The sequence below is a fragment of the Nonomuraea sp. NPDC048826 genome (genome assembly GCF_043198225.1).
GTDB lineage: Bacteria > Actinomycetota > Actinomycetes > Streptosporangiales > Streptosporangiaceae > Nonomuraea.
The window spans coordinates 253750-276942 of sequence record NZ_JBICUQ010000004.1; the positions used below are offsets into that span (position 1 = coordinate 253750).

At 72.4% G+C, this 23193-nt stretch carries 23 protein-coding genes, 1 tRNA gene and 1 pseudogene; 14 read left to right on the top strand and 11 right to left on the bottom strand.

What is annotated here, in order from left to right; all coding sequences use genetic code 11:
- Window positions 1–34: 34 nt before the first annotated feature.
- Window positions 35–292, top strand: a pseudogene (locus ACGFI7_RS15660) (DUF1850 domain-containing protein); the annotation flags it as partial.
- Between the two features lie 101 nt (window positions 293–393).
- Here ACGFI7_RS15660 and ACGFI7_RS15665 read toward each other — a convergent pair.
- Together ACGFI7_RS15665 and ACGFI7_RS15670 are read right to left on the bottom strand one after the other, a co-directional pair.
- Window positions 394–1362: a magnesium transporter CorA family protein gene (locus ACGFI7_RS15665; RefSeq protein WP_393404493.1), complete on the bottom strand. Its 969-nt coding sequence runs from the start codon at window positions 1360–1362 to the stop codon at window positions 394–396.
- Window positions 1363–2076 (bottom strand): DUF72 domain-containing protein, encoded by a 714-nt coding sequence (locus ACGFI7_RS15670; RefSeq protein WP_393404496.1) that lies wholly within the window; start codon window positions 2074–2076, stop codon window positions 1363–1365.
- Between the two features lie 185 nt (window positions 2077–2261).
- Between ACGFI7_RS15670 and ACGFI7_RS15675 the strand changes: the two genes are divergently transcribed.
- Entirely contained in the window at window positions 2262–3638 is a 1377-nt protein-coding gene (locus tag ACGFI7_RS15675) for a YibE/F family protein (protein ID WP_393404499.1), read from the top strand.
- A 12-nt stretch (window positions 3639–3650) separates the two neighbouring features.
- On the opposite strand, the gene ACGFI7_RS15680 is transcribed toward ACGFI7_RS15675, so the two are convergent.
- Window positions 3651–4241 (bottom strand): TetR/AcrR family transcriptional regulator, encoded by a 591-nt coding sequence (locus ACGFI7_RS15680; RefSeq protein WP_393404502.1) that lies wholly within the window; start codon window positions 4239–4241, stop codon window positions 3651–3653.
- Window positions 4242–4343: 102 nt separating this feature from the next.
- Here ACGFI7_RS15680 and ACGFI7_RS15685 point away from each other — a divergent pair, with 102 nt between their 5' ends.
- On the top strand, window positions 4344–4721 hold the full coding sequence (locus ACGFI7_RS15685; RefSeq protein ID WP_393404505.1) for a DUF4267 domain-containing protein: 378 nt from the start codon (window positions 4344–4346) through the stop codon (window positions 4719–4721).
- Window positions 4722–4745: 24 nt separating this feature from the next.
- Here the strand turns inward: ACGFI7_RS15685 and ACGFI7_RS15690 are convergent, their stop codons facing one another.
- Together ACGFI7_RS15690 and ACGFI7_RS15695 are read right to left on the bottom strand one after the other, a co-directional pair.
- On the bottom strand, window positions 4746–5606 hold the full coding sequence (locus ACGFI7_RS15690; protein ID WP_393404508.1) for an NAD(+)/NADH kinase: 861 nt from the start codon (window positions 5604–5606) through the stop codon (window positions 4746–4748).
- A gap of 15 nt (window positions 5607–5621) precedes the next feature.
- Window positions 5622–8111, bottom strand: a complete 2490-nt coding sequence (locus tag ACGFI7_RS15695) for a P-loop NTPase fold protein (RefSeq protein ID WP_393404511.1) — start codon at window positions 8109–8111, stop codon at window positions 5622–5624.
- Window positions 8112–8288: 177 nt separating this feature from the next.
- Here ACGFI7_RS15695 and ACGFI7_RS15700 point away from each other — a divergent pair.
- The 5 genes from ACGFI7_RS15700 (at window position 8289) to ACGFI7_RS15720 (ending at window position 10603) form a co-directional block, all read left to right on the top strand.
- A tRNA-Pro gene (locus ACGFI7_RS15700) sits at window positions 8289–8362 on the top strand.
- A 57-nt stretch (window positions 8363–8419) separates the two neighbouring features.
- Entirely contained in the window at window positions 8420–8857 is a 438-nt protein-coding gene (locus ACGFI7_RS15705; RefSeq protein WP_393404514.1) for a hypothetical protein, read from the top strand.
- 56 nt (window positions 8858–8913) lie between these two features.
- Complete coding sequence (locus ACGFI7_RS15710) at window positions 8914–9459, top strand: hypothetical protein (RefSeq protein WP_393404516.1); 546 nt, start codon at window positions 8914–8916, stop codon at window positions 9457–9459.
- A 4-nt stretch (window positions 9460–9463) separates the two neighbouring features.
- Window positions 9464–10399 (top strand): hypothetical protein, encoded by a 936-nt coding sequence (locus ACGFI7_RS15715; protein WP_393404519.1) that lies wholly within the window; start codon window positions 9464–9466, stop codon window positions 10397–10399.
- A gap of 9 nt (window positions 10400–10408) precedes the next feature.
- Entirely contained in the window at window positions 10409–10603 is a 195-nt protein-coding gene (locus tag ACGFI7_RS15720) for a hypothetical protein (RefSeq protein WP_148032544.1), read from the top strand.
- 4 nt (window positions 10604–10607) lie between these two features.
- Here the strand turns inward: ACGFI7_RS15720 and ACGFI7_RS15725 are convergent, their stop codons facing one another.
- The 3 genes from ACGFI7_RS15725 to ACGFI7_RS15735 are packed head-to-tail and all read right to left on the bottom strand — an operon-like array spanning window position 10608 to window position 13123.
- Window positions 10608–11915, bottom strand: coding sequence for an NAD(P)/FAD-dependent oxidoreductase (locus ACGFI7_RS15725; protein WP_393404522.1), 1308 nt, complete (start codon window positions 11913–11915; stop codon window positions 10608–10610).
- A 3-nt stretch (window positions 11916–11918) separates the two neighbouring features.
- The gene (locus ACGFI7_RS15730; protein ID WP_393404525.1) at window positions 11919–12332 is read right to left on the bottom strand and encodes an ATP-binding protein; all 414 of its coding nucleotides are present in this window, start codon (window positions 12330–12332) and stop codon (window positions 11919–11921) included.
- A gap of 17 nt (window positions 12333–12349) precedes the next feature.
- Window positions 12350–13123: a SigB/SigF/SigG family RNA polymerase sigma factor gene (locus tag ACGFI7_RS15735; RefSeq protein ID WP_393404528.1), complete on the bottom strand. Its 774-nt coding sequence runs from the start codon at window positions 13121–13123 to the stop codon at window positions 12350–12352.
- Between the two features lie 171 nt (window positions 13124–13294).
- On the opposite strand from ACGFI7_RS15735, the gene ACGFI7_RS15740 reads away from it, so the two are divergent.
- Entirely contained in the window at window positions 13295–13657 is a 363-nt protein-coding gene (locus ACGFI7_RS15740; RefSeq protein WP_393404531.1) for an STAS domain-containing protein, read from the top strand.
- A gap of 15 nt (window positions 13658–13672) precedes the next feature.
- Here ACGFI7_RS15740 and ACGFI7_RS15745 read toward each other — a convergent pair whose 3' ends face one another.
- The gene (locus ACGFI7_RS15745; RefSeq protein ID WP_393404534.1) at window positions 13673–14392 is read right to left on the bottom strand and encodes an ANTAR domain-containing response regulator; all 720 of its coding nucleotides are present in this window, start codon (window positions 14390–14392) and stop codon (window positions 13673–13675) included.
- Between the two features lie 64 nt (window positions 14393–14456).
- On the opposite strand from ACGFI7_RS15745, the gene ACGFI7_RS15750 reads away from it, so the two are divergent.
- From ACGFI7_RS15750 to ACGFI7_RS15760, 3 genes are all read left to right on the top strand, one after another.
- Window positions 14457–16283 (top strand): SpoIIE family protein phosphatase, encoded by a 1827-nt coding sequence (locus tag ACGFI7_RS15750; RefSeq protein ID WP_393405671.1) that lies wholly within the window; start codon window positions 14457–14459, stop codon window positions 16281–16283.
- 106 nt (window positions 16284–16389) lie between these two features.
- Window positions 16390–17493 (top strand): glycosyltransferase, encoded by a 1104-nt coding sequence (locus tag ACGFI7_RS15755; protein WP_393404537.1) that lies wholly within the window; start codon window positions 16390–16392, stop codon window positions 17491–17493.
- 28 nt (window positions 17494–17521) lie between these two features.
- Entirely contained in the window at window positions 17522–18115 is a 594-nt protein-coding gene (locus ACGFI7_RS15760; protein WP_393404540.1) for an FMN-binding negative transcriptional regulator, read from the top strand.
- A 9-nt stretch (window positions 18116–18124) separates the two neighbouring features.
- On the opposite strand, the gene ACGFI7_RS15765 is transcribed toward ACGFI7_RS15760, so the two are convergent.
- Window positions 18125–19177: a PucR family transcriptional regulator gene (locus ACGFI7_RS15765; RefSeq protein WP_393404543.1), complete on the bottom strand. Its 1053-nt coding sequence runs from the start codon at window positions 19175–19177 to the stop codon at window positions 18125–18127.
- A 75-nt stretch (window positions 19178–19252) separates the two neighbouring features.
- Between ACGFI7_RS15765 and ACGFI7_RS15770 the strand changes: the two genes are divergently transcribed.
- Both ACGFI7_RS15770 and pruA read left to right on the top strand, forming a co-directional pair.
- A complete protein-coding gene (locus ACGFI7_RS15770) occupies window positions 19253–20170 on the top strand; it encodes a proline dehydrogenase family protein (protein ID WP_393404546.1) in 918 nt (305 codons plus the stop codon).
- A gap of 2 nt (window positions 20171–20172) precedes the next feature.
- Window positions 20173–21798: an L-glutamate gamma-semialdehyde dehydrogenase gene (gene pruA, locus ACGFI7_RS15775; RefSeq protein WP_393404549.1), complete on the top strand. Its 1626-nt coding sequence runs from the start codon at window positions 20173–20175 to the stop codon at window positions 21796–21798.
- Window positions 21799–21843: 45 nt separating this feature from the next.
- Here the strand turns inward: pruA and ACGFI7_RS15780 are convergent, their stop codons facing one another.
- Window positions 21844–23190: a mannitol dehydrogenase family protein gene (locus ACGFI7_RS15780; protein WP_393404552.1), complete on the bottom strand. Its 1347-nt coding sequence runs from the start codon at window positions 23188–23190 to the stop codon at window positions 21844–21846.
- Window positions 23191–23193 lie beyond the last annotated feature (3 nt).

Consider the following 23193-nt stretch of genomic DNA (forward strand, 5'->3'; position numbering starts at 1 on the left):
GGCCGTCAACGGGCTGGCGCTGCCCAGCTCCGGCGTGTTCGCGCTCGCGTACGTCCACTCGATCTACCGGGCGCCCTCGGCGGAGCTGTTCACCGTCGAGGGCGGCCGTTTCACCATGCGCGCCGTGGTCTCCTCCAACGGCGGCGTGCTCGACTACTACGCGGTGGAGGGGGCCCGGTCACGCACCCCCGAGGGGGCGTGGCTGCTGCGGCTGGACGCGCCCGCCTCGTACGAGGAACTGCCGCTGATCGCCACCCCGATCGGGCGCAGGACGCTCATCGCCGGGGGCCGCTGCCTGCCGTTGTTCCCGCGCGACGGCGCGCGTGAGGTGACCGTGCGGATCGGCCTGGCCGGTCCGGCCGGGGAGGATCGCGGCGTGCCCTGTCCGCCGCCCTACAACCAGTCGTTCCTCCTGAACACCGCGTACAGCGCCACCGACGTGACCGACACCAGCACCAGCGACGCCCAGAAGCCCCACGACTCGCCAGATCCCGGGAAGGGCACGTTCTGGCCGTAGAAGCCGGTGATGGCGGTGGGCACCGCGATGATGGCCGCCCAGCCGGTGAGCCGCTTCATGATCTGGTTGAGCCGGAAGCCCTGCTGGGCCAGGCGCGTCTCGCGGATGTTGGCCAGCAGGTCGCGCAGCGACTCCAGCAGTTCGGCGGTGCGCAGCACGTGGTCGTACACGTCCTGGTAGTAGGGCGCCATCTCGGAGCCGTGCAGGACGCCCCGGTCGCGGTGGAGCAGGGTGCCGAAGAGCTCCCGCATCGGCAGCGCGATCTTCCGGAAGCGGGCGGTGGTCTTGCGCAGCTCGTACATCCTCCGCTGCGTCTCCTTGGCGTTCGCCGGCCGCTCCTCGAACAGCTCGTCCTCCAGCTCCTCGGCCCGCGCGTCCAGGTCGAGCACCAGCTGCAGCTGGCCGTCCACCACCCAGTCGAGCAGGCCGTGCAGCAGGAACAGCACCCCGTTCGCGGCCAGGTGCGGCGCGCCGTCCCAGCGCCTGATCACCTCGGCCAGGTCGAGCGCCGGGTCCATCCTGACCGTGACCAGGGCGGTGTCGGTGACGAAGACGTCGATCTCGGCCGGGACGAACCGGTCGCCGTCGTGGCGCACCGCGTACACGGTGACGAACAGGTGGTTGTCGTAGACGTCGATCTTGGGGCGCTGGTGGTCGCCGAGCACGTCCTCGACAGCGAGCTCGTGCAGGTCGAGCTCGTCGCCGAGCGCCGCCAGGTCCGCGGGCGTCGGCCGGCACAGGTCGATCCAGACCGCGTTGCGCCGGTCGGTCACGTAACCGGAGATCTCCGTCGCGGGGAAGTTCTCCTTCTCCAGGCGGCCGTCCCGGTACAGGCGGGTACGCATCTACGTCAGTGTGGCGAACCGGGCGGCGTTCCGCACCGCCGCGCCGCCGGGATCGTTGTTGAAGTACACGTACGCGTCCTGCCAGCCCGCCTCGCGCACCCGCCGGGCCCAGGTCTTCAGCGACGCGTCCCCGTACGAGGGTCCAGGGGAGGCGCGCCCCTCGTGCAGCCGCACGTACCCCCACGGGGCGGTCCGCCAGAACGGGTTCTGCGGCCGGTTGCGGCGGTCGGCCCAGCACAGCGCGGCCTGGCGGGCCGCCAGGATCTCGCGGGTCGCGTCGGTCCACCAGGAGTCGTGCCGGAACTCCACGGCCAGCCGGACGTCGTCGGGGAAGCACCCCAGGCAGCGCTCCAGCTTGCCGTGGTCGGCCCGGAGCGTGGGCGGGAGCTGCAGCAGGATCGGGCCGAGCGCGCCGCCGAGCCCCGCCACGGCCGCCATCAGCCGGGCCACGGGCTCCTCCGGCTCGTCCAGGCGCTTGATGTGGGTGAGGTACCGGCTGGCCTTGACCGCCATCACGAAGCCCTCGGGCGTGCGCTCGCGCCAGGCGGCGAACGTCTCACGCTTGGGCAGCCGGTAGAACGCGTTGTTGCTCTCGACGGTGACGAAGTTCTCCGCGTACGTCTCCAGCCAGCGCCGTTGCGGCACGCCCTCGGGGTAGAGGACGCCGCGCCAGTCCGCGTACTGCCATCCGGAGGTGCCCACCAGCGTCGCCATGCCGATGGCCTACCCGCCCTGTTCAGGTGCAGTACTGTCGCAGTCGCCGACCGGACGAGGAGGCCTGATCGGGGATGGGCGCCAACCACGCGCACGGTGGGGGACACAGCGGGGGACACGGCGGGGGACACGGTGCGGGTCACGACACCGCGCATGCCGCCGTTCCGGCTTCGCGGCGGGCCGTCGTGGCCACGCTGGCCGTTCTGCTGCCGCTGGCGGTCGTCACGCTGGCGGCGCTGGTGTGGCTGTGGCCCGACGCGCGGCGGGAAGCGGCTCCGGAGCAGGCGGGATTCCAGCGGGTGGGCGGCACGATCACCGCGATCACGCTGACGCCGTGCGGGGAGACGGAGCCGGGCGCGCCCAAGCCGCACCCGGCGACCTGCGGCGAGGCCACCATCACCGTCGGCGAGGGCCGCGACCTGGGCAGCGAGGTCACCGTGCCGCTGCCGAGCGGTCCCGGCTCCCAGCGCTTCGCCGCGGGCGACGACGTGGTGCTGCTGCACAACCCTGAGGCGGAGGAGGGCATGCCCGCCTACCAGCTCTCCGACCACGACAGGTCGGCGCCGCTGCTGCTGCTCGGGGCGGCGTTCGCGCTGGCGGTGATCGCGTTCGGGCGCTGGCGGGGCGTCACGGCACTGGCGGGGCTGGCCATCACGTTCGTGCTGCTGCTGACGTTCGTGATCCCCGGCATCCTGGCGGGCGAGCCGCCGATGCTGGTCGCCATCGTGGGCGCCTCGGCCATCATGCTGTCGGTGCTGTTTCTGACGCACGGGTTCACGCTGGCGACGTCCATGGCGGTGCTCGGCACGCTCGCCAGCCTCGCCGTGACCGGCGTCCTCTCGTACGCGGTGATCGGGATCGCCGAGCTGAGCGGGATCACCGACGACAGCTCGTTCACCCTCGACATGAGCATGTCCATCGACACCCAGGGGCTGCTGCTGGCCAGCATCATGATCGGCGCGCTGGGGGTGCTGGACGACGTCACGGTCACCCAGTCGGTGACGGTGTCGGAGCTGGCGGCGGCCAACCCGTCGTACGGGTTCCGCCGCCTCTACCGGGCGGGCAGCCGCATCGGGCGGGCGCACATCGCCTCGGTCATCAACACGATCATCCTGGCCTACGCGGGGGCGTCGCTGCCGTTGCTGCTGCTGTTCAGCATCGGCGAGCAGCCGCTGGGCGAGGTGCTGACGACGCCCGTCATCGCGCAGGAGGTGGCGCGCAGCGTGGTGGGCACGTTGGGCCTCATCTCCGCCGTGCCGATCACCACGGCCCTCGCCGCCCTGGTCACCTCACGCCACGCGCCCCCGTCCGCCCCGTCCGCCGGTGACCCCGAACCCGGGCCCGCGCCCCGGGCGTCGGGTGAGTCCTTCTTCACCGACGCCCCCGGGGAGCCCCGGACTCCCGGGTCCGGACCGTACGGCGATCTCTACCGGCCGAGCCACCATGACCCTTCCCGCCCGGGTGGCCCGTACGGCGACCCGCACCGGCCGGGCGTCCCGGACGGCGACCGGCCGCTCCCCCGTCGTGCCCGTCACCGTCGCGACGCCGGATCTTCGCCGTAGGCCGCCGGCTCCTCAGGGCGTCGCCGGGCCCGTCAGGGGTGCCGTGATCCGGGTGACGAGGAGGTCGAGCCGTTCTTCCTGGCCTTCAGGGGGGATGCGGCCGGTGTCCGACAGCACGGCCATGCCGTGCAGCGCGCTCCAGACGACCTCGGCGAACAGCTCGCGCCGCTCGTTGTCCTCCGGGAGGCAGCTGACGAACTCCCAGAAAGCGGTCCGCAGCGGGGGCGGCGTCTCGGCGCTGGCGAACTTCAGGTCGGTGGGCAGCACGAACATGGCCTGGTACAGGGCGGGGCGTTCGGCCGCGAACTCCAGGTAGGCCCGGCAGACGGCGCGCAGGCCCTCCCCCGGCCCCGCGGCCAGCCGCGCGCGGCGCAGATGGCCGCCGAGCTCGCCGAACCCGTCGACGGCGACGGCGCTCACGATGGCGTTCTTGCCGTCGAAGTGGCTGTAGAGCACGGGCTGGCTGTATTCGACGCGCTCGGCCAGCCGTCGCGTCGTCACCGCCTCCCAGCCCTCGGCCTCGGCGAGTTCACGTGCGGCCGTGATGATCAGCTGATGACGGTGGGCGCGTTCACGTTCACGGCGCTCGGAGATGGCGGACATACCCGAAATTCTAGCACCGCTAGACTCCATGTCGCCGATAGATATATCGTCGCTATCAGACCTAGCGTCGCTAGAATCTTTGTGTCGAGAAGGGACCGACCCGTGCTCACCACCGTCGCCATCGTGCTCGCCGGACTGATCGGAGCAGGCATCATCGTCATCGGCGCGCGCGCCTTCTGGGCGCCGCAGGCCGCCGTCGGCTTCGGCATTCCCGACACGCCGACCGAGGACCCGGCCTTCCGCGCGTGGCTGTCCGTCAAGGCCGTGCGCGACATCGCCTCCGGCCTGTTCGTCTTCGTCCTGCTCGCCGGCGCGACGCCCCGCCTGCTGGGGTGGTTCATGCTGGCCGCCGCCGCCATCCCTCTCGGCGACGCGCTGATCGTGCTGCGCAGCAAGGGGCCGAAGGCCGCCGTCTACGGCATCCACGGCGCCACCGCCCTGGTCATGCTGGTGGTCAGCGTGCTCCTGCTCGTCGCGTGACCACGGTCTCCAGGGACGCGGCCGTCAAGTGATCTCGGCGCTGCCGTCCACCCGGAGCTTGCGGCGGGCGCGCTCGTAGAAGGTGGTGCCGAGCCGGACCACCTTGGCCGCGCCCGGACTGGCGGTCACCGTGATCCGGTCGCCGGGGCGGACGTGGCCCACCACCGCGCCGTCGAGCTCGACGGCCAGCCGACCGCTGGCCGGCAGGAGCTCCAGCGTGACCTCCTCGTCGGCCGGCAGCACCAGCGCCCGGTTGAACGCCGAGTGGGCCGCCGCCGGGACCACCAGCACCGCCTCCACGCGCGGCGACACCACCGGCCCGCCGGCGGAGAAGCTGTAGGCGGTCGAACCGGTGGAGGTGGCCACGATCACCGCGTCGGCCGCGTAGTTGACGAACGGGTGCCCGGCCGGGGTGACGGTCACAGCGGCCAGCCCCTCGCCGGGGATGCGCACCAGCGCGATGTCGTTGAACGCGGTCAGCTCCCCCTGCCCGTCGAGACGGGTGCGCACCGCCATCCGCGGCTCCACGGTGTGGCGGTGCCGGTCGATGGCCGACAGCGCCCCGGACAGCTCGGCCACGTCGATCTCGGCGAGGAACCCCAGCCGGCCCAGGTTCACCCCGAGCACCGGCGTGCCGCGCCCGGCGATCAGCCGCATCGTGCGCAGCATGGTGCCGTCACCGCCCAGGCTCACCAGCAGGTCGGCCCGCTCCACCAGGGTCTCGGCGTCGACCGCCACCGCGCTGCAGTCGATCCGCCCCACCTCGTCGGGCAGGCCGAGCACCGTGACCCCGCGCGCGGCGGCCCAGCCGAGGATGGCGTCGATCGCCTCTTTGGAGTCGCGCTGGGGGTGCAGCACCAGCCCGACCGTTCCGACCATGCCCATGCGGACACTCTAGGGTCAGCTGATCGCCTGCCCGGAACAGGCACGGATGCGCCGCTCGTCCAGCGGCCCGTCGGGATGGTTCATGACCGCCCGCAGCCCGTCCGGCGGGTCGGTGAACAGCGGCACCAGCTCCTCCGGCACTGAAGGCGGCATCCGCTCGGCCGGGACGCTGAACAGGCGCACCGCCTCCGGCCACGTCTGCAGATAGTCGGCCAGCAGCGGCCAGCGGGTCAGCAGGACGGTCCAGAGCGCCAGCGGCCCCGGGCCGACGACGTTCCCCTCGGCCAGGCGCACGGCCCTGAGCATGCTGTAGGCCATCACGAACCGCTTCATCGACCGGGGCGTGCGGTCCAGCAGCCCGGCGTACGGCTGCAGGATGTGCTCCGTCTCCAGGACGGCGTCGTCGGCCGTCACCATCCGGGCGATCGCCACCTCGGCCGCCTCGATGCGGTCCGCGACGGGCGCGCCGGCGAGGATGCCGAGCACCTCATGGGGTTCGGCCGCGCCCAGCCGGTCCTTCAGGTCGGTCGGTCCCGCGGGCCGCCGATCCGCCTCGGAGAGCAGGTTGGCCAGGTAACTGAGCTGCAGCTCGGCGGGCAGGCGCGGCACGGGCACGGTGAGCTGGAACAGCTTCTCCAGGAACAGCGAGCCGACCGTGGCGCCCGGCCGGTCGACGGACCTGGACAGGGACGCGTACGCCTGGTCGTACCCGGCGCGCACCCAGCGCCCGTCGGCGGCCACGACCACCATCAGGCTGTGCGAGCCCTCGGTCGCCATGCGGTCGCGCATCAGCTTCTGGACGGCGTCCAGCAGGGCGACGACGAACTCCCCCTCGCACCGGTCGAGGTCGTCCACCAGGAGGAGCACCGGCCGCCCGGCGCGGCGCAGCAGCCAGTCGAAGTGCTCGGCCAGGTCCTCCATCGGATCGGCGCGGGTCTCCACGAACGTGCGGGCCGAGCGCCGCGAGTCGAGCGAGAAGAACCGGCCGGCGGCCTTGGCCAGCAGCCACAGCCCGCCCACCGCGGGCACCAGGCCGCCGAGGATCTTCGCCAGGTCGCCCCAGGTGGCCAGGGTGGGCCGGCCCTCCGCCAGCATTGCGCCGGTCGTGACCGCCACGACGACGGCGGCCGTCACCGCGACGGCCGGCCACAGCCAGCGATCGACCAGCCGGGCCCGCTCGCACACCAGGAACCACCAGCGGGCGGGCCCCCGCCGGGCGCCCCGCAGCGCCGCGCGGAAGGCCTGCAGCAGGGTGAGCCAGGGTGGCCCGCCCCGGCTCTGCCGCCACGCGTCGTACTCCACGATCAGCCAGGGGTCCGGCTTGGCCGCGACGGACTCGCGCAGGAACCGCAGCAGCGTGCTCTTGCCGGCGCCCCACGGCCCGTCGAGGTGGACCAGGAAGGACCGGCCGGGGAAGTCCTCCAGCACGGATCTGAGCTGTTCCTCCAGCGCGGTCGCCACCCCGTGCCGGCGCAGCTCGTCGTGCTCGGTCCCGACGGGTTCGTCGGTCAGCCAGCGCACGTGCTCGCGGCGGCGCGGTTCCGGGGCGCGCGGGGCCACTTCGATCTCGGCGTCCAGCCGCTTGACGGCCGCCTCTCCGACGGCCTGGCGCAGCGCGGGGTCGAGCTCGATCAGCGCACGCAGGACGAGCCGGCTGTCGATCACCTGATGGCGGCTCCTGGCCACCTCACGCGCCGGGTAGCAGGACTCGACGGCGGCCAGCCACTCCACGGGGGTCCGGCTCGCGCCTTCGTCGGGCAGGCGGGTGAGGAGGCCGCCCGCGTACTCCGGGTGCTGCCTGCGGATGGCCTCCGCCAGTGCTCCGGAGGTGACCGGCGCGTCGGGGGTCAGCGCGTCCATGACCGCGCGCACCGACCGGGAGAACGAGGACCTCCGGGGCGGGTTCCGCCCGATCGAGCGGGTGATCCCCGCGGTCCCGTACGCCTGCCGCATCGCCTTCTGCTCGGCCCCGGTGAGCTCGTCGTCCAGGGTGACGACGGGGATGCCCAGCGCCGCGAACTCCTTGGTCTTCGGCAGGTCCGGCTGGCTGGGCCGCCACGTCGCGACCACGTACCGGTGCGGGGAGACCAGCCACTCTTCCAGCACGTCGAGCAGACGGTCGCCCAGGACGCCCCAGTGGGCGCCGATGTTCTTGATCCACAGCACGCCGGGACCGTCCCCGTGGAGGTCCGGCAGGCCCTTCGGGTCGAACTCGCCCGGCCGCCCCGCCACGAGCAGCGGCAGGTGGGGAAGCACGCGCTTGAGCGACTCGTACACCGTGCGCGTCGCGCCCGCGCCCAGCGGCGCGGTCACCACGAACGCCCGGTCGCGCCGCAGGCAGGCGTCGAGCTCGGCGTCGACGTCCCTGGCGACATAGGGGTTGACCATGTCCTTCGCGCCTCGGATGCCGAAGCGCGCCGGCGACACGTGCAGGACCGTGGGCGGCGGCCAGACCGCGAGCACGCCGGGGGCGGGTCCGAAGTCTCCGGACATGGGGACGGACATGGGCGCCTCGCTCGGCAGCGGGTACGGGGGCCTCACCGTAGATCGGGCCGGGCCGTCGGCGAATCGGGGGACGACCCAGGGATGACCCCAATCAGGCGCCGGAAAGGTGGCGCGGAGGGGTCCGTGGCGCATGGTAATGTTTTCCCCGCGGAGCCGAGCGAGAGCTCGGGAATGCAACGGGACGTAGCGCAGCTTGGTAGCGCACCTGACTGGGGGTCAGGGGGTCGCAGGTTCAAATCCTGTCGTCCCGACACGATATGTCGGCCCGATCATCGTCACGATGGTCGGGTTTCTGTCGGAGGGGCCACATGGGGCGCAGGCCGACCATCGACCGCGACGAGCTCGCCAGACTGGTGGCCCGAGGGCTGACCGTTCAGGAGCTCGCCGCCCATTTCGGGGTGAGCGAGTCCGGGGTGCTCCAGGCCAAACGCGCCGCGGGGCTGGCCAAGCCGCTGCTCGACCACAGCCGCGCGCTGCCGTGGAAGCTGGAGCGCGCGCACGCCCAGTCGGGTCCCGCCACCAACCTGCGCAACCTCTCGGCGGCGGCGCAGGGCAGGCCGCCCGCCCGTGAGCGGCTCAACACCGCGCTGCGATGGGCGACCCGGCTGGCCGACGCCGGGCTCGACGTCGGCTACGACCCGGCGACCGGCTTCGTGGAGATCCCTGCAGCCCCTGGCGGCTCCCACGTCGCAGCCCTGCTCGAAGCGGCCAGAAAAGGGCTCGAAGAGCACCAGCGCAGCGTTTGATCAGTGCTTCACAGGGCAGTGCGCGGTCTCAGGTAAAGAGACCGGAGGCGAAAAATATGGACACCTTGATCTGGGTGGCCCTCGTCGTGGTCGCGCTCGTGGCAATCGCCGCCGTGGCGTACGTGGTCGTGCAGCAGCAACGCCGCTCCCGGCTGCGCAGCCGCTTCGGCCCCGAGTACGAGCGCACGATGGCCGAGCACGACAACAAGCGCGAAGCTGAGCAGGAGCTGATCGCCCGCGAGCAGCGCCACGCCGAGCTGGACATCAAGCCGCTTTCCGAAGAGTCGCGCGGCGCCTACGCCGCCAGGTGGACCGAGGTGCAGGAGCGCTTCGTGGACACCCCCGCGGCCGCCGTGACGGAGGCCGACCGGCTGGTGACCGAGGTCATGGCCGAGCGCGGCTACCCGACGGAGGACTTCCGCCAGCGGATCGCCGACCTGTCGGTGGGGCACGCCGAGACGCTGACCCACTACCGGAAGGCACACGACATCAGCGAGCGCGCCGCCCGCGACGAGGCCTCTACCGAGGACCTGCGTCAGGCGATGGTGCACTACCGCGAGCTCTTCGAAGACTTGCTGCACGCGACCACCCGAGGACGGTGACAGCATGAACGGTGACGACGTGAACGTGCCGCCGCAGCGTACCGACCAGCAGGTGCGGGACTCCCGCGACGACGAGCACGCGAGCTATCAGGACACGGGTCAGGGCGTCCACCGCGACCCCTACGGCAGGAATGACGACATCCTGGTGGCCTCCCACCGGACGGGCACCGCCGGCGACACCGGCCCCCACCCGGCTCCCGGCGACCCCGACGACGCGCGTCACGACACGTACGACGGAACGCCTCACGACCCCGACAGCACGCACCACGACCTGGACACCCCGCGCGACGAGCACGACGTGGACGCCACGCGGACGGACGACGACCTGAGGGACGGCAACGACGTGCGCCCCGGTACCGACCTGCGCGACGACGGCTCGCGCGCTGACCACGACCTGCGGACCGACAACGATCTGCAGGATAACGACCTGCGCGACGACCACCTGCGGGACAACGATCTGCAGGACAACGATCTGCGGACCGACGACGACCTGCGGGACGGGACGGTCGATCCGGCGCACGGCCCCGGCGACGTGCGGCAGGACTCGGTGACGCCCGTCGAGCCGGTGACCGGCGTCGAGTCCGCCCCGCCCGTCGAGGAGACCCCCTCCCACGCCGCTCCCCCGGTCTTCACCCTGTTCGACAGGGACCCGGCCGAGGTGCAGTCGCGCTGGCGCGACGTGCAGGCCTCGTTCGTCGACGACCCGTCGGAGGCCGTGCAGCGCGCCGACGGGCTCGTGGGCGAGATCGTCGAGTCCATCACGAGCACGCTGCAGTCCCGTACGGACGAGCTGCGCGACAGCTGGAAGAGCGACGGCGGCAGCGACACCGAGCGGCTCCGCCAGGCGCTGCGCGAGTACCGGAGCGTCCTGGAAGGACTGCTCACCCTGTCGGGCCCGGCTTCCCACCAGCCGGCGTCCGGTACGCACGAGACGAAGTAGGAGGGTGACATGCTCGCGATTGTCGCGGCGATCGTCTTCGGTCTGGGCTTCCTCCTGGACCTGCTGGACACGCAGATCGCCGGAAGCATCTCCGGCACCACGTTCATGCTGCTCGGCCTGACGCTGCTGGCGCTCCACCAGGCCGGCATCGGCACGGCCAGCGTCAAGAGCTACGGCGGCTGGCGCGGCCGTTCGCGGCGATAGGTTCTCAGGAAGAAGAGCGGCCGCGCGCGGCGTACTCGAACTCCCTCCGGGGATCGCTGAGTGCGCCGAGCGCGGCTATTTCACGTGGGAAGAAGAGCGCCAGCGTCCAGTCGATGAGCACCCGGACCTTCCTGTTGAAGGTCGGGATCCTGGACAGGTGGTAGCTGCGGTGCACGAACCACGCGAGCGGCCCGCGCAGCTTGACGCCGTAGATCTGGGCGACGCCCTTGTGCAGGCCGAGGCTGGCGACCGAGCCGGCGTAGGCGTGCTTGTACGGGGTGAGGGGGCGGCCGCGCAGGGTGGCCACGACGTTGTCGGCGAGGACCTTGGCCTGGCGGACGGCGTGCTGGGCGTTGGGCGCGGTGAACTCGCCGGGGCGGGTGAGGTCCGGCACGGCGGCGCTGTCGCCGGCGCAGAACACGTCCTCGCGGCCTTCGACGGTGAGTTCGGCGGTGGTCTTGACGCGGCCCTTGTCGTCGAGGGGCAGGTCGCCGGAGCCGACGACGGGGTGCGGCTTGACCCCGGCCGTCCAGACGAGGGTGGCGGCCTCGAAGGAGGTGCCGTCGTCGAGTTCGACGAGGCCGTTCTTGGCGGAGTTCAGCCGGGTGTTCAGCCGTACGTCGATGCCGCGGGCGCGGAGCTGCTCCAGGGTCCAGCGGCCCATCTCGGGGCCGACCTCGGGCAGGATCCGGCCGGTGGCCTCGATGAGGAACCACGACATGTCGGAGCGTTCGATGGAGGGGAAGTAGCGGCAGGCGTCCCTGGCCATGTCCTCCAGCTCGGCGAGCGCCTCGACGCCGGCGAAGCCCGCGCCGACGAAGGCGAAGGTGAGCGCCCGGCGGCGGGCCTGCGGGTCGTCGGTCGAGGCGGCGAGGTCGAGCTGGGCCAGCACCTGGTTGCGCAGGTGGATGGCCTCTTCGACGGTCTTGAACCCGATGCCGCACTCGGCCAGGCCGGGGATGGGCAGGGTGCGCGAGATGGAGCCGACCGCCACCACGAGGATGTCGTACTCAAGGCTCCGGGCCTCCCCCTGGCGGGGCTCGAACGCGACGCTGCGGGAGGCGGTGTCGATCTTGGTGACCCAGCCGTTGAGTATGCGGCAGCGGCGCAGCACCCGGCGCAGCGGGACGATCACGTGGCGGGGTTCGAGGTTGCCGGCCGCGGCCTCGGGGAGGAACGGCTGGTAGGTCATGTACGAGTCGGAGTCGATGACCGTGATCTGGGCCTCGTCACGGCCCAGCGCGCGTTGCAGGCGCAGGGCCGTGTACATGCCGACGTAGCCGCCGCCAACAATGAGTATGCGTTTGGTCATACATCAGCTTTTGCCCGGAAATCTCATGATTACCGTGCTTCCGTCGCCACCGACGCGAAGCGTCAGGTCGGACGACAGCAGGCGGGCCACCCACAGGCCCATCCCGCCCACCGAACCCGGCAGCGGGCCCGGCTTCCAGGTACCCCCGTCGTACACCTCGATCACGATGTCCCCCGACTCGGACCACAGGCGCACCCGTGCGGCGTCGTCGCCGTGCGTGACCGCGTTGGTGGCCACTTCGTTGACGGCGATGACGAAGTCCTCGACGGCTTCCCTCCGCATGCCGAGCTCCCTGGCCCCGCACGCCACGAACTCCCGGACCCGCGGCAGGTCCGGGAGTCTGAAGTGAAGCCTGCGCACGTGCGCGCCGGGCGGCGGGCCGTCATGGCCCGCCCGAGGCTCTATCTCCCCCGTCATCACCCGGCGATCCCCCCTCAACCGACCGTGAGCTCTGCGCGCAGCTGGTCGAGCACCTTGCGGAGGATCCTGGACACGTGCATCTGCGAGATGCCGAACTCCGCGGCGATCTCGGCCTGGGTCATGTTGCCGAAGAAGCGCAGCAACAGGATGTGCTTCTCCCGCGAGGGGAGGGCGTCGATGAGAGGCTTGACGGCCTCGCGGTCGACCATGGTGCTGAGCGTGTCGTCGTCCTCCGGGATGACGTCGCCCAGGGAGGCGGCGTCGTCGTCGGTGCCGAGCGGCGCGTCCAGCGAGAGCGTGCTGTAGGCGGCGGAGGCGTCCAGCGTGAGCAGGACGTCCTCCTCGGAGATGTTCATCTTGGCGGCCAGCTCGGCGACGGTCGGCGAGCGGCCGAGGTCCTGGCTGAGGTCGGCGACGAGCCGGTTCAGCTCGGAGCGGCGCTCCTGGTAGAGGCGGGGCACCCGGATGGCCCAGGTGCGGTCACGGAAGTGACGCTTGACCTCGCCGGTCATGGTGACGACGGCGTAGCCTCTGAAGGCATGACCGAGCGTGGGGTCGAAGCCGTTGATCGCCTTCATGAGCCCGACGTATGCCGCCTGCAGGAGGTCCTCCAGCGGCTCACCGCGGTAGCGGTAGCGACGGGCGATCTCCATGGCGAGCGGGCGGTGCATCTCCACGATGCGCTCGCGGAGCCGTTCCCTGAGACTGTCGGGGGTGCCCTCCCTGACCATCTCGGCCAGGAGCTCTTCGGCGGTCATCTCTTCGAGGACGAGTTCCTGCACAGCCATCGCTGCTCCTCATATGGGATAGCAGGCGGCCTCTGTAAACAGGAAAAGCCCATACAGAGGCACGCCTCGCTCTACGTTCGAGACGAAAGCCCTCTGCTGGACTTCGGACACCAGTATGCCCCACACCCGAAGAAGTATTCCTCTCTTCTTGAGTAACAGTAAGGTTGCCCCGTGACAGTGCCCGAGAACGGCGACGGGTCCGCGGCGGCCCTGAGCCTGACGTCGTCCACCGTGGACGAGATCGCAGTGATCAAGGTCGACGGCGTGCTTGACGCCACGACGCGCGAACAGTTCGCCGACTACCTTTCCCTGGCCGGACCCGACCTGATCCTCGATCTGGCCGGGGTGACGTTCATGGACTCTCGCGCGCTGGGCTTGATCGTCCATCACTGGCAGACCAGCCTCAGCTCCGGGGCGAAGTTCGCCCTCATCGGCGTCGAGTACGCCAAGTCGAAAGTGATGTGGATCACAGGGCTGGCGCAGCGGCTGCCGATCTACGACACGCTCGACGACGCGCTGGCCGCCATCGGTTAGCGGCGGCCGGCGACGTCAGCGGCGGCGGTTCTTGCGCTGGTGCTCCTCGACCAGGAGCCTGGCCAGGTCCGCCACCTTGACCTGGTGGTGCTGGGAGATCCTGCGCAGTTCCTCGAAGGCGGCCTCGGCGGTGCAGCCGCTGGTCTGCATGATGATGCCCTTGGCCTGGTCGATGAGCGCCCGGCCGGCCAGCGCCTCCTGGAGCTGGGCCGCGTCGGTGCGCACCTCGTCGAAGTCCCACATGTTGGCCATGGCCACGCCGACCTGCTCGGTCAGCATCTCGGCCAGCGACTGCGCGCCCTGGGGCGAGAACGCGTCGCGGCGCACCGAGTAGAGGCCGACGATCAGCAGCGCGGGCGGCACCTTGATGGGCACGGTGAGCACCGAGCGGACGCCGCAGCGGGTGGCCAGCGCGGCGTAGCGGGGCCAGCGGCTGTCGGTGAGTACGTCGGCGACGGACACCCGGGCGCCGGTCTGCCGGGCCTCGACGGAGGGGCCCTCCCCGATCTCACGCTCGCCCTCGACGAGGGTGATCAGCTCGCTGTGCGAGCCGGAGGTGAGGACACGCCGGTCGCGCCAGTGTTCGGCCGACCCGCCCGAGCAGCCGGGCACGCCCGCCGCGAGCGCGGTCGTCAGCCCGCGGAGCACGGTCTCGGTGGAGAGGTCCTCCCCCAGTCTGCCCAGTGTCGCGAGGTCGCGGGCGAGCCCAGGGGTGATCATCGAGGTGGATTCCATAACAACAAGCATCTACCCCTTATGGCTACCATTATCCCGGGTGGCGTAGCGTCGGAGGGTGACCATGCCGGACCTCGAACTCGCCCTGGACGCGCTGACCGGGCGCGTCTCGTCATTGCGTGAGGCGAGGGCTGCCTATCCCTCCGACCTCGCACCGACCCTGGACGCCGCGCTGGCGGAGCTCGACACCGCCGTGGAGCTGCTGGCCGAGGCGCGCGAGCAGCTCAGCAAGGGGCCCAAGCGGCAGCCGGGCAAGAAGGACGGCTCCCAGCGCGAGCTGAAGCTGCTGCGGCAGGTGTTCCGGGCGTTCCCGGTGCCGGTCATCGTGCTCGACGGCGGCGGCATGGTCAGGCGGATCAACCCGGAGACCTCCCGGCTGCTCGGCAGCCCCGACGGCTATCTCGTGGGCCGGTCCTTCCCGCTGCTGGTGGACGTGTCGCGGCGGGCGGCGTTCCGGTCCCATCTGACCTCGGTGCTGAGCACCGGCCAGGCGGCGGCGTTCGAGACCAGGCTGGCGCACCAGGGCCGCGCGCACGTCGTCCAGCTCGCCATGGCGCGGCTGACGATGCCGGGCGAGCCGCAGCAGATGGTGGCGCTGGTGGCGCTGCCGATCGAGGTGCAGCTGCCGGAGCCGGGCGAGCGGCGGCCGGAGGAGGCCGACGGCGCGGCGCTGCTGGAGGCGGCCCGGCGGCAGGACCTGCTGTCCAGGATGGCCGCCCTGCTGCTCGACGAGGAGGCGCTGCGCCAGCCGGTGGCGCTGCCGCGCGCCACCCGCCTGCTGGCGGCCGAGTGGGCCGACTGGGTGGTGGCCGACGTCGTGCGCGACGGGCTGCCGAGGCGCTCGATCGTGATGGGGCCGAAGAACCTCCCGGTGAGCGAGGTGATCCGGCAGGTGGAGGCGAGCGACCCGGCCGGCGCCCAGGTGGTCGCCCAGGTGCTGGAGCGCGGCTCCGGCGTGGTGCACGAGATGGTCGACGACGAGTCGCTGCTGGGGTTCTCCTCCGACGGTCCGGTGCTGACGGCGATGGGCGCGGGCTCGCTGCTGTGCGTGCCGATCGGCCGCGGCGACGGGGTGCTGACGCTGGTGCGCGGCCATGACCGCCAGCCGTTCGCGCTGGCCGACCTGAGCGTCATGCAGGAGGTCGGGCTGCAGCTCGGGATGGCCGTACGGGCCCAGAACAGCTTCCGCAGCCGCTCGCGGGCGGCCGACGCGCTGACGGCCAGCGTGGTCCCGCGCAGCCTGCCCGACGTGCCCGGCTACGAGGCGGCGGCGGTCTACCACCCGGGCTCGTCGGTGGGCGCGGAGTTCTACGACGTGTTCCCGCTGCCCGGCGGCTGGGGATTCGCGCTGGGCGGCGCGGCCGGCAAGGGCGAGGAGGCCGCCTCGGTCAGCGCCATGGTGCGCGGCGGGCTGCGGGTGCTGAGCGTCTGGGAGAGCGAACCGGACCCGGTGGTGCGCAAGGTCAACGAGGCGCTGGTCAAGCAGAGCACCGGCCTGTTCGTCATGGCCGTGGCCGGGTTCGTGGCGGGCCGGAAGATCCGCATGTCGTCGGCCGGCCACCATCCGGCCGCGCTGGTGCAGCCCGACGGCTACGTGCGCTTCACGGCGGGCGGCGGGGTGCCGCTGGGCATCGCGGCCGAGGCCGAGACCTGCACCGAGGAGATCACGCTCGGGGTGGGCGAGACGATGGTGCTCTACTCCGAGGGGCTCATCTCGTCGCGGAACGACCGGGGCGAGCCGTACGGGGAGGAGCGGCTGGCCGACGTGCTGAGCAGATGCGCAGGTCAGGCGCCGTCCGCCGTGGTCAAGGCGATCGAGGCCGACCGCAACGCGTTCTCCGGCGGGCAGGTGTGGGACGAGATCGTGGTGCTCGCTCTCCGGGGTGTCTGATTGGCATGGGTTTGCGAATGCCGGGAATATGGGTATTGTCGCCTTAGACACAGACGTGCCTAAGACGCAGGCACACCTTGAAGGCTTTTCCACGCTGAGGTGTGCCATGAATATCGCGATCGTCGCATCTGGTTCCGGCAACAAGCGCCACCACATTCTCTCTGTAGCCCGCGAACTCGGGCGTGACCACCACGTCACCATCTACTCCCGCCGTAACAGTGCCGAGGGCAAGCCCAAGACGCGGGTGGCCCCGGGTGTCACGGTGGAGCACATCGACGTGGGCCCGGCCCGCGACCTGAGCCCGAACGAAGTGGCGCCGTACCTGAACCACGTGGGCGAGTACCTGATGAAGCGGTGGCGGCAGGACCGCCCCGATGTCATACACGCGCACTCCTGGACCGGCGGCCTGGCCGCGGTGGCGGGTGCGAAGGACCTGGACGTTCCGGTGGCGCACACCTTCCACACCGTGGACCCCGCGCGCCTGAGCCTGGAACGGGCTCTCGGCCGCCGCGCCAGGGCAGTGATCGCCGGCTCGGGTGACGAGGAGTCGGCGCTGATCCGGATCGGCGTGCCGCGCAACCATATCGCCGTGGTGCCGTACGGGGTGGACACCGAGCGCTTCCACCGCCAGGGTGTGACCACCTCGCGCGGCACCACCAAGCGGCTGGTGCACGTGGGCCCGCTCACCCCGGACCGCGGCGCGCAGACCATCATCCGGGCCCTGCAGGGCCTGCCCGAGGTGGAGCTGGTGCTCGCCGGCGGCCCCGCTCCCGAGCAGCTCGACGACGACCAGGACGCGCGGCGGCTGCGCGCTCTGGCCGAGCAGCTCGGCGTGGCGTCCCGGGTGACGCTTCTGGGCCAGGTCAAGCGGGCTGCGGTGCCCAAGCTCATGCGCGGCGCCGACGCGGTCGTGACCGTGCCCCGCGAGGCGCCCACGGGCATCGTCGCCCTGGAGGCGATGGCCTGCGGCGTCCCCGTGATCGCCTCGGCCGTCGGCGCCCACCTCGACTCCGTCATCGACGGCGTCACCGGCCTGCTGGTGCCGCCGGACCGCCCGTCGCGCACCGCCCGGCTGGCCCGCGAGCTGATGACCGACCCCACGCTCCGCACCGCGCTCGGCTACGCCGGCGCCGACCGGGCCCGCTCCCGCTACTCGTGGGAGCGTGTCAGCCAGGAGCTGGTCCGGGTGTACGAGGCCGCCTGCGCCTAGCCCGGAGCGCGTCGCCTATGGTCGTGCCATGCTGATCCACCCCTGGGACGCGGGCACCACCGAGCAGTCCCTCGCCTATCTCAAGGACAACGCGTTCGGGCACCTGATCGCCGCCGGCCGTGGCCGTGACGTACCGGTCGTGGTGCCCACCCAGTTCCTGCTGAGAGACGAACGGACGATCTGGCTGCACCTCGCGCGGCCGAACCCCATCTGGCCCGCCATCGAGGAGAACCCCGCGGTCCTCCTTTCGGTGGCGGGCCCTTGGACGTACGTCCCCGGGAAGTGGCGGGCCGAGGGCGGCTCCGACCCGTCGCTCGGGGTGCCCACCACGTACTACTCCTCGGTCCAGGTCGTCTGCCACGCCGAGCTCGTCGACGACGCCGACGAGAAGCTGGAGATCCTGCGGGCCCAGCTCGACGACCAGGAGCCGGGACACGGCGACCCGGCGCGGATGCCGCGGCTGCTCGCGGGGCTGCGCGGGCTGCGGCTGTCGGTGACGGAGATCCGCGGCAAGTTCAAGTACGACGGGCACAAGGACGCCGATCACCGCGAGCGGGTCGCCGAGGGGCTGGCCGCGCGCCGCGGCCCCGGCGACGAGGCGGCGCTGCGCCACCTGGCGTGACGGGCCCGGTCAGCGCAGCCGGGCCGCCTTCAGGCCGAGGTGGACGGTGAGCCGGTCGTCGCCGTCGGACAGGTCGCGGCCCGTCAGCCGTTCGGCCTTGCCCAGCCGGTAGTAGAGCGTCTGCCGGTGGATGCCGAGCTCGGCGGCGGCCTTCTGGGCGTGGCCGCCGAGATCGAGGTAGACCTCCACGGTGCCGGCCAGTTCCGGGTCGAGCGCCGCCACCTCCTGCGCCAGCTCGCGCAGGTCGCCGCCGCCGAGCCGGGCCAGCAGCCGGTGCGCGCCCAGCTCCGCCCAGCGGGCGACGGGCGCGTGGCGGGGGAAGCTCTCGGCCACACGCAGCGCCTGGCGCGCCTCCCGCCAGCTCAGCCAGGCGTCCGCCGGATCGGACCGGGGGTCGCCGATGCCCGCCGCGGTGCCGTACGCGGCCTGGACGGTCCGCGCGACCTCGGCGGCCAGGTGGGCGGGGGCGAGCAGGGCGACCGGCGAGCCGGCCCGGGCGAGCACCCCGCGCGGCAGCGTCCACAGGGCGGCGGCCCGCTCCTCCGACTCGCGCACCGCCACGGCCGCCACCGGGCCCGAGATCTCCAGCGCGGCGACGGCCCGCTCCTCCGGGTCGGGCGACAGCAGCGCGTCGAGGCGGCGGCCGAGGTCGTGCCTGCTCCTGGCCTCGTGGGCGAGCGCGGCGGCGGCCCGGGCCACGAGCGGCGCGACGCGGCGCAGCCGCACGTCGGTGAGGCTGCCCGAGTCGAGCAGCCACAGGTAGCCGTAGGTCACCTCGGCGTGGCGCAGCGGCCAGCAGATCCTGGCCAGCACCTTGAGCCGCTCGTCGGCGGGGATCCGGACGGGGCCGGGCGCCCGCGCGATGCCGTAGCGCTCGAAGTAGTCGCGCACCTCCTGGGAGGCGCTCCGGCGCAGGATCGACTCCTGGCGGACGGTGTCGATGTCGCCGTGCTGCGCGCCGTACGCGAGCAGCCGGAACGAGCGGTCCTCCAGCGTCGCCGAGGCGCCGAGCAGGCCCGCGATCTCGTCGACGATCTCCTGCAGATCAGCGGTGTTGTGCATGTGTATGACAGCCTGCCACACCTGGCGTTACTCGCGTCCATAGCCCTCTCTGACCTGCGGTTTTAGGCTGAAGACATGTTGGGACATGTGCTGCTCGCCGCGTCGGGGAGCCGGCTGGTGCGCCGGTCCGTGTCGGCCTTCCCGCTCACCCGCAAGGTCGTCGACCGGTTCGTCGCCGGCGAGACCGTGCCCCAGGCCCGCGACGCGATCCTCAGGCTGCGCGACGCCGGGCTGTCCGTGACCGTGGACCATCTCGGCGAGGAGACCCGCGACGCGGGCGACGCCGCGGCCATCGCGAAGGCGTACGTCACGCTGCTGGAGGAGCTGCGCCCGCTGGAGCTGGGCGGCGCCGCCGAGGTGTCGGTGAAGCTGTCGGCCGTCGGGCAGGCGCTCGACGAGGACCTGGCGCTGGAGAACGCGCGGGCCATCAGCGCCGCCGCCGCGTCGGCGGGCGCCACCGTCACGCTCGACATGGAGGACCACACCACGGTCGACTCCACGCTCAGGATCCTGCGCGAGCTGCGCCGCGACCACCCGTCGACGGGCGTGGCCGTCCAGGCGTACCTGTTCCGCAGCGAGGACGACTGCCGCGCCCTCGCCCACGAGGGGTCGCGGGTGCGGCTGGTCAAGGGCGCCTACCGGGAGCCCGCCTCCGTCGCCCACCAGGGCAAGGCGGCCGTGGACAAGGCGTACGTGCGATGCCTGCGCGTCCTCATGGCGGGGAAGGGTTACCCCATGGTGGCGACCCACGACGACCGGCTGATCTCCATCACGGAGCTGCTCGCCGACCGCTACGGCCGCTCCCGGGGCGACTACGAGTACCAGATGCTGTACGGGATCCGCACGGACCGGCAGGAGGCCCTGGCCGGAGCCGGTCACACGGTCCGCGTCTACGTGCCCTACGGCGACGACTGGTACGGCTACTTCATGCGCCGCCTGGCGGAGCGCCCGGCCAACGTCGCCTTCTTCCTTCGTGCCCTTGGAGGCAAGTGATCATGGATGCCATCAGCAACGTTCCGGCCCCGGCCAACGAGCGGGTTCTCGGGTACGCGCCCGGCAGCGCCGAACGGGCCGCCCTGGAGGCCAGGATCAAGGAGTTGTCCGGCGCCTCGCTCGATCTGACCATGACCATCGGCGGGGAGCAGCGGCCCGGCGCCGGCGCCCCCATCGACGTGGTGCAGCCGCACAACAAGAGCGCCGTGCTCGGCCGTACCCGCGAGGCGGGCGCGCAGGACGTGCGGGCGGCGATCGACGCGGCCCTGGCCGCCGCGCCGGCCTGGCGCGCGCTGCCGTTCGACGAGCGGGCGGCGATCTTCCTGAAGGCCGCCGACCTGCTGGCCGGGCCGTGGCGGGCGACGCTCAACGCGGCCACCGTGCTCGGCCAGTCGAAGTCCGCCCAGCAGGCGGAGATCGACGCGGCGTGCGAGCTGATCGACTTCCTGCGGTTCAACGTGGCCTACGCCCGGCAGATCTACGCCGACCAGCCGATCTCCTCCCCCGGCGTGTGGAACCGGATGGAGTACCGCCCGCTCGAGGGGTTCGTGCTGGCCATCACGCCGTTCAACTTCACCGCGATCGCCGGCAACCTGCCGACCTCGGCCGCGCTGATGGGCAACGTCGTGGTGTGGAAGCCGTCGCCGACGCAGCAGTTCGCGGCGCACTTCACCATGCGGCTGCTGGAGGAGGCCGGGCTGCCGCCGGGCGTCATCAACCTGGTGACCGGCTTCGGCGAGGCCGTCTCCGAGGTCGCGCTCCCCCACCCCGACCTGGCGGGCGTCCACTTCACCGGGTCGACCGCGACGTTCCAGCACCTGTGGCGGACCGTCGGCGAGAACATCGCCTCCTACCGCGGCTACCCCCGCCTGGTGGGCGAGACCGGCGGCAAGGACTTCGTGCTGGCCCACCCGTCGGCCGACCCGGCGGTGCTGTCCACGGCGCTGATCAGGGGCGCGTTCGAGTACCAGGGCCAGAAGTGCTCGGCGGCGTCGCGGGCGTACGTGCCGCGCTCGGTGTGGAACCGGATGCGCGACGACTTCGTGGCCGTGGCCGAGTCGCTGACCGTGGGCGACGTGGCGTCGGACCTGTCGACGTTCATGGGCGCGGTGATCGACGACCGGGCCTTCGCCAAGCACAAGGCCGCGATCGACCGGGCGCGCGCGTCCTCGGCCATCGACGTGCTGACCGGCTCGTACGACGACTCCACCGGCTACTTCGTGAAGCCGACCGTCCTGGAGTGCGCCGACCCGACGGACGAGATCTTCGTCAAGGAGTACTTCGGGCCGATCCTGGGCGTGCACGTCTACGACGACGGCGACTTCGACACCGTGCTCGACCAGATGGAGGGCGTCAGCCCGTACGCGCTCACCGGCGCGTTCATCGCGCGCGACCGCTACGCGATCAAGTCGGCGTCGGAGCGGCTCCGCTTCGCGGCGGGCAACTTCTACGTCAACGACAAGCCGACCGGGGCCGTCGTGGGCCAGCAGCCGTTCGGCGGCGGCCGCGCGTCGGGCACCAACGACAAGGCCGGCTCGATGTACAACCTGGTCCGCTGGGTCAGCGCCCGCGCGATCAAGGAGTCGTTCGACCCGCCGACCGACCACCGCTACCCGCACATGGGCTGACGGCCCGGCGCCCCCGGCTCCTCCTGGAGCCGGGGGCGCGTCGCGTCAGGGCACCCGCACCCGGTCGAAGCGGGTGGCCGCGTCGCACACCGCCGCCACCAGGGCCTCGTCGGCGGCGAGCTCCGGGTCGAGCGCGTCCAGGGCCCGGTGCACCCCGTCGGGCAGCGGCCCGGCCGCGAGTACGGTCAGCTCGGCCGCGCGCGGGTCGCTGACGGGGGCGCCGTGGCCGCGCAGGTGGCAGACCCAGGCGGCCAGGATGAGCGCCGCCCCTTCCGGCACGCGGCCGTCGGCGCGTTCGGCGCGCACCACGGGCAGCACGCGCTCGGGCAGCTTGCGGGAGCCGTCCGCGGCCAGCCGGGCGAGCCGGTGCCGGACACGCGGGTTGGCGAGCCGATCCAGCAGCGCCTGGCAGTACGCGTCCAGCCCGGTCGCGGCCCGGCCGAGCCGCGGCCCGGCCTCCGACCACCACTGCGACAGCCAGCCGAGGCAGGCGTCGTCGCCGATCGCCTCCGCCGCCGTGGCGTGCTCGCGGATGGATCCGGCGTAGGCGAGCAGCGAGCAGGAGCCGTTGGCCAGCCACTGCTTGCGACGCTCGTACGGAGCGAGGTCGTCGGTCAGCAGCGCCCCGGCGTCCTCCCAGCGCGGCCGGCCGGCCGGGAACGCGCCGCTGAGCACCCATTCGGCGTACGGCTCGGCGACGACGGGGGCCCGGTCCTCGCGGCCGGTGGCCTCGGCCACGGCCCGCGCGTCGGACGGCCCGGTGCGCGGGGTGACCCGGTCGGCGACGGTGCTGACCACGGACACGTTCTCCGCCAGCCAGCCGGTCAGCTCGCGGTCCACCCGCTCGCCCAGCTCGCGCAGGAGGTCGGAGACCACGGCGCCGTTGCCGCTCGTGTGGTCGCACGCCACCAGCGCGATCGGGCCGGCGTCGGCGCGGTGGCGTGCGGCGAGCCCGGCGATCAGCCGGCCGCCGGTGGTGCGGACCGGGGCGGCAGGGCCGTTCCGCAGGGCCTCCAGGTCCGCGAGGAGGTCGGGATGGTCGCGGGCGCCGACCTCGGTGAGGGTGACGGCGGCCACCTCGGGCGCGCCGAACAGGCGCGGCAGGGCATCGCGGTCGGTGCCGGGGCACGCCTGCGACAGGGTGGCGACCACCTCGTACCGGTCGCCGGACGCGGACCTGGTGACGAGCGTGTAGAGGCCCTGCTGGGCCGTGAGCAGAGCGGGCAGCTCGCCGTCGCCGAAGGCGGCGAACCCCCACTCCTCGCCGTCGGGCGCGTGCTCGGTGTACCAGGCCTGGTGGGCGCGGAAGAAGTCGCCGAGCCCGAGATGGATCAGCCGGACGGGCGCCGCCGGCCGGGCCGCGCCGGCGCGCCGGGACAGTTCGCTGCTCATGGG

Bases quoted from the DNA above. Each gene is read 5' to 3' on its own strand.
- ACGFI7_RS15665 (WP_393404493.1), bottom strand. From the start codon at position 1,362: ATGCGTACCCGCCTGTACCGGGACGGCCGCCTGGAGAAGGAGAACTTC.
- ACGFI7_RS15670 (WP_393404496.1), bottom strand. From the start codon at position 2,076: ATGGCGACGCTGGTGGGCACCTCCGGATGGCAGTACGCGGACTGGCGC.
- ACGFI7_RS15680 (WP_393404502.1), bottom strand. From the start codon at position 4,241: ATGTCCGCCATCTCCGAGCGCCGTGAACGTGAACGCGCCCACCGTCAT.
- ACGFI7_RS15690 (WP_393404508.1), bottom strand. From the start codon at position 5,606: ATGGGCATGGTCGGAACGGTCGGGCTGGTGCTGCACCCCCAGCGCGAC.
- ACGFI7_RS15695 (WP_393404511.1), bottom strand. From the start codon at position 8,111: ATGTCCGTCCCCATGTCCGGAGACTTCGGACCCGCCCCCGGCGTGCTC.
- ACGFI7_RS15705 (WP_393404514.1), top strand. From the start codon at position 8,420: ATGGGGCGCAGGCCGACCATCGACCGCGACGAGCTCGCCAGACTGGTG.
- ACGFI7_RS15710 (WP_393404516.1), top strand. From the start codon at position 8,914: ATGGACACCTTGATCTGGGTGGCCCTCGTCGTGGTCGCGCTCGTGGCA.
- ACGFI7_RS15715 (WP_393404519.1), top strand. From the start codon at position 9,464: ATGAACGGTGACGACGTGAACGTGCCGCCGCAGCGTACCGACCAGCAG.
- ACGFI7_RS15720 (WP_148032544.1), top strand. From the start codon at position 10,409: ATGCTCGCGATTGTCGCGGCGATCGTCTTCGGTCTGGGCTTCCTCCTG.
- ACGFI7_RS15725 (WP_393404522.1), bottom strand. From the start codon at position 11,915: ATGACCAAACGCATACTCATTGTTGGCGGCGGCTACGTCGGCATGTAC.
- ACGFI7_RS15730 (WP_393404525.1), bottom strand. From the start codon at position 12,332: ATGACGGGGGAGATAGAGCCTCGGGCGGGCCATGACGGCCCGCCGCCC.
- ACGFI7_RS15735 (WP_393404528.1), bottom strand. From the start codon at position 13,123: ATGGCTGTGCAGGAACTCGTCCTCGAAGAGATGACCGCCGAAGAGCTC.
- ACGFI7_RS15745 (WP_393404534.1), bottom strand. From the start codon at position 14,392: ATGGAATCCACCTCGATGATCACCCCTGGGCTCGCCCGCGACCTCGCG.
- ACGFI7_RS15750 (WP_393405671.1), top strand. From the start codon at position 14,457: ATGCCGGACCTCGAACTCGCCCTGGACGCGCTGACCGGGCGCGTCTCG.
- ACGFI7_RS15755 (WP_393404537.1), top strand. From the start codon at position 16,390: ATGAATATCGCGATCGTCGCATCTGGTTCCGGCAACAAGCGCCACCAC.
- ACGFI7_RS15760 (WP_393404540.1), top strand. From the start codon at position 17,522: ATGCTGATCCACCCCTGGGACGCGGGCACCACCGAGCAGTCCCTCGCC.
- ACGFI7_RS15765 (WP_393404543.1), bottom strand. From the start codon at position 19,177: ATGCACAACACCGCTGATCTGCAGGAGATCGTCGACGAGATCGCGGGC.
- ACGFI7_RS15770 (WP_393404546.1), top strand. From the start codon at position 19,253: ATGTTGGGACATGTGCTGCTCGCCGCGTCGGGGAGCCGGCTGGTGCGC.
- pruA (WP_393404549.1), top strand. From the start codon at position 20,173: ATGGATGCCATCAGCAACGTTCCGGCCCCGGCCAACGAGCGGGTTCTC.
- ACGFI7_RS15780 (WP_393404552.1), bottom strand. From the start codon at position 23,190: ATGAGCAGCGAACTGTCCCGGCGCGCCGGCGCGGCCCGGCCGGCGGCG.